1 pseudogene is annotated in these 3760 nt (G+C 62.1%); it reads right to left on the minus strand.

The features are described 5' to 3' along the window. Nucleotides 1-3730 (minus strand): annotated as a pseudogene (locus QK293_RS27330) (filamentous hemagglutinin); the annotation flags it as partial. Nucleotides 3731-3760 lie beyond the last annotated feature (30 nt).

Raw genomic sequence — 3760 nt, forward strand, 5'->3', positions numbered from 1 at the left:
GTTTGCCCAGGTTGATGTTGATACCGCCGACCGAGGCCGTCTGCTCGCTGCTCAGTGAACCGGTCAGTTGACCGTAGGTGTTGTCGTAAAGCGTGCCGTTCTGGATGTTGTTGGTGACGTTCAGCCTGACGTTGCCACCGGCTTGCAATACGGCGGCGTAAACGGTGTTGCCGTTTTCATTCCAGGTGGTGACGTCGCTCTGCACGGCGAATCGGTCGTCGCTTGAACGGTCGCTGAGTTCCTTGAAACGCACTTCATCGAAATTACCTGCCGCGGTCGCCGCATTGAACGCCGGAACATCGATGTACTCCATCTTGTCCCAGAGGCTGTTGTCGATACGACCGGGGGTACCGATTGTCAATACTCGCTGCCCCGAACGTGACGCGGCACCCTGGTTGAGCAGGCTGTCGGCGGTCAGGTCGAGGTTGCCGTTGGCCGCCATCAGGCTGTAACGGTTTTCGACCTGATTGGCGTGGACGGTGAGGTTTTTTCCAGCCACCAATCGCGAAGCGCGAGAGTCCTTGAGTACGGTGTCGTTGAACTGGGTGATGAGGGTGATCTTGCCGCGTTTCCAGCCGTCGCCACCACCGCAGTGCTGGCCGCATTGCCAATCCAGGCTGCCGGAAGATTGCCCGGACGTCAGTTCGAACTCGGATTTGGCGTTCACCAGCGACGCGACGTTGATGTCGATGTCGCCTTCGCTTTCGACAGTGGCCGACAAGTTGCTGAACGAGGCCGCTCGGCCACCATTCAGGGCACTGAAGGTCAGGTTGCCGCGGCTGTAGATATCGCCGTAATAGTTGCTCAGGCTGTTGCCGTGCAACTCCATCGCACCGCCGCTGAACAACAGGGTATCGGCGCCGTTACTGATGCCGTTGGCCGCGTTGAAGGTGACCTTGCCTTGGGCGCCAAGGGTGCCTTTGTTGTCGATCCGGGCCGCCGTCACCGTCAGGTTTTGATTGGCGATCAGGCGGCCGAGGTTGTCGAGGGTGCCGCGCAGGGTCAGTTCGGTGTCGCCGCCACTGACCAGACGCCCGTCGCGCTGGATCAGGTCGTTGGCGCCGATGGTCAGTTTTTGCTTGGCCGAGATTCGGCCGCTGTTGAGCAGATTGCCGCCCAGGGTCAGCGACAGGTTGCCGTCGCTGAGCAGCTCGCCGGCGTTGTTAAGGTTGGCGACATTCAGGCTCAGCGCCGAAGCGCTGGCGATACGGTCACCGGCAATGAGGGTCAGGTCTTGCGCGCTGGTGTAGGTCAGGCCGCCGTTGAGCTGCCAGGTGCCCACTCCATTGACGGCGCCAATGTCCCAGCTGCCATTGCCCAGACCGGTGAGGCTGCCCTGGCTGCCGGTCAGGTTGTTCAGGTCGAGGTCGAATAGACCTTGCGCCGCGTGACGTACGCGGCCACTGAGGTTATTGAGCTGAACGCCGCTGAGGGCCAGGTCCTGGCTGCCGATCTCGATGACGCCGTTCTGGTTGTTCAGGTTGCCGGTCAGTTTGATCTGACTGGACGCGCCACCGAGCGCGCGGACCTGGCCACCGGCGCTGTTATTCAACTGGCCGCTGATGAGTTTCAGGTTGGTGGCCGACTCGATCAACCCGCCTTGGTTGAGAATCTGGCTGACGGCTTCGAGCCCCAGCCGGGTGCCGCTGATTTCACCGCCGGCGTTGTCCAGGCTTGAACCATCGAAGATGACCTGGTCTTTGGCAAACAACTTGCCAGCGCGGTTGGTCAGGCGAGTGACCGTCAACTTCAGGTCGCCCAGCAGACTGGACATCAGCCCGGCCTTACCGTTGACGGCGCTGTTGTCGAGGTCGCCGGCGGTGATCCCCAGGCTGTCGGCCTGAAGGGTCCCGCCCTGGTTCTGCAGGCTGCCCTGGCCCAGCGCCAGTTCCCCGTGGCTGCCGTTGGCGAGGATCACACCTTGCTGGTTCTGCAGGCTTGTGCCGACGATTTTCAGGCCATCGCTGCCGGCGATGATCTGGCCTTCGTTGCGGTTGTCGACGGCCGTGCTGCTGATGTCCAGGCGCTTGCCACGCAAAGTGCCGCCACGGTTGTCGAGCTGGGTGAGCTGTTCAAGCAGCAGGCGCTGATCAGCGGCGTCGACCACGCCGGTGACGTTGCTGAAAACTCCGGCGACTTTCAGTTCGAGGGTGCCATCGCTGCTGACGATGCCGCCCTTGTCGTTGTTGCTCAGTTGCCTCGCGGTGACGTCGACGGTTTTACCGAGCAGGACGCCGGCACTGTTGTCGACCGTGTCACTCTCGATCCGCAGACCGGCTTCGCTTTGAATCCGGCCCTTGAGGTTGAGCAACTGTGACTGACCGGGAGCCGTTTGCTTGAGGATCAACCGTGCGCCGTCAACGCCGGCCGCCAACAGGCCTTTATCGCTGTTGTCGAGGCTGGCGGCTTGCAGGTCCAGACGATCACCCATGATCCGCCCGCCACGGTTGTCGATGCGCCCGCCTTCGGCGACCAACAACACTTGCTGACCGGCCACGACACCTTGGCGGTTGTCCAGGCTCGCGGCCTGGATGTCCACGTCCCCGTGGGTGGCCTGCAATCGGCCCAGGGCATTGTTCAGGTGTTGAGTGACGATCAGCATGAGCGTGCCGGTCTCGGCGCTTAAGGTGCCGTGGGTGTTCTGTGTGAGATGGTCGAGTGTCGTATGGACGGTGCCGCCCAGCAGCTTGCCCTCGGTGTTATCCAGGTCACGGCCAACAACTTTGAGGCCCGCGGTGCCCTGAATCAGCCCCTGAGTGTTGTCCAGATCCTGGGTACCCAGAACACTGTCTTCGGACGAGATCGTGCCCTGCGTGTTGTCGAGTTTGCCGCGGCTGGTCAGCTCGAGGGTTTTGCCCGTCAGGCTGGCGTTGCGGTTGTTGATGCTCTGGGCGGTGACGCTCAGTCGGGTCGAGGCCTGCACCTTGCCGTCGTGGTTATCGAGGTCTTCGTCGAGGGTCAGGTCCAGTGCACCACCCTCGGCGCTGATCACGCCTTTTTGGCTGTTATCCAGGCGGGTGGCGTTGACGGTCACTTTATCGGCGACCAGCGTGCCGCCCTGGTTGAGCAGTTCGCCGCCGGACAACGACAGGGCTGTCTGCGCCTGAATTTTGCCTTTGCCGTTGTCCAGACGCTCGCTGGCCGTGACTTTGGCGTTGGTCTGATTGGCCGCGATCAAACCGTTGGTGTTGTCGAGTTGACGGGTGTCGAGGTCCAGGCGCCCGGCAATCATTTTGCCGTCGCCATTCTTCAACTCCCGAGCTTTGAGCGTCAGGCTGCCGCCGGCGATTTCGATGCGGCCCTGGCGGTTGTCCAGGCTGTCGAGGGTCAGGGTCGCCGCCTGGCCATCGGCGAAGCGGATCAAACCGTTGAGGTTGACAATGGCCGGGGCGTTGAACGCCAGACTGCCTTCGCCGAAGATCCGCGCATTGAGCCCCTGGTTGAGCAATCGAGCGGCGTTGAGCGTGACGTTGCGTCCCTGAATGATGCCGTTCTGGTTATCGAGCGCACCACTGACCTGCGCGTTCAAGGAACGGCTGGCCAACAGGCTGCCGCTGTTGCTCAGGGCCTGACTGTTGAGGGCAAGATCACCGCTGGCGTTGCGGCTGTTGTCGGCATTGACCCCGGCTTCGATGACACCGAGGTTGTTCAGTTTGCCGCCGCTACTCAGACGCACCGTGTCCCTGGCGGCGAGGCTTTGACGGTTGACCAGGTCTTCGGCAGTCTGCACGGCCAATTGCGTTCCGGCGTACACCGGTCC

This window comes from Pseudomonas sp. AL03 (assembly GCF_029960815.1).
Classification (GTDB): Bacteria; Pseudomonadota; Gammaproteobacteria; order Pseudomonadales; family Pseudomonadaceae; genus Aquipseudomonas.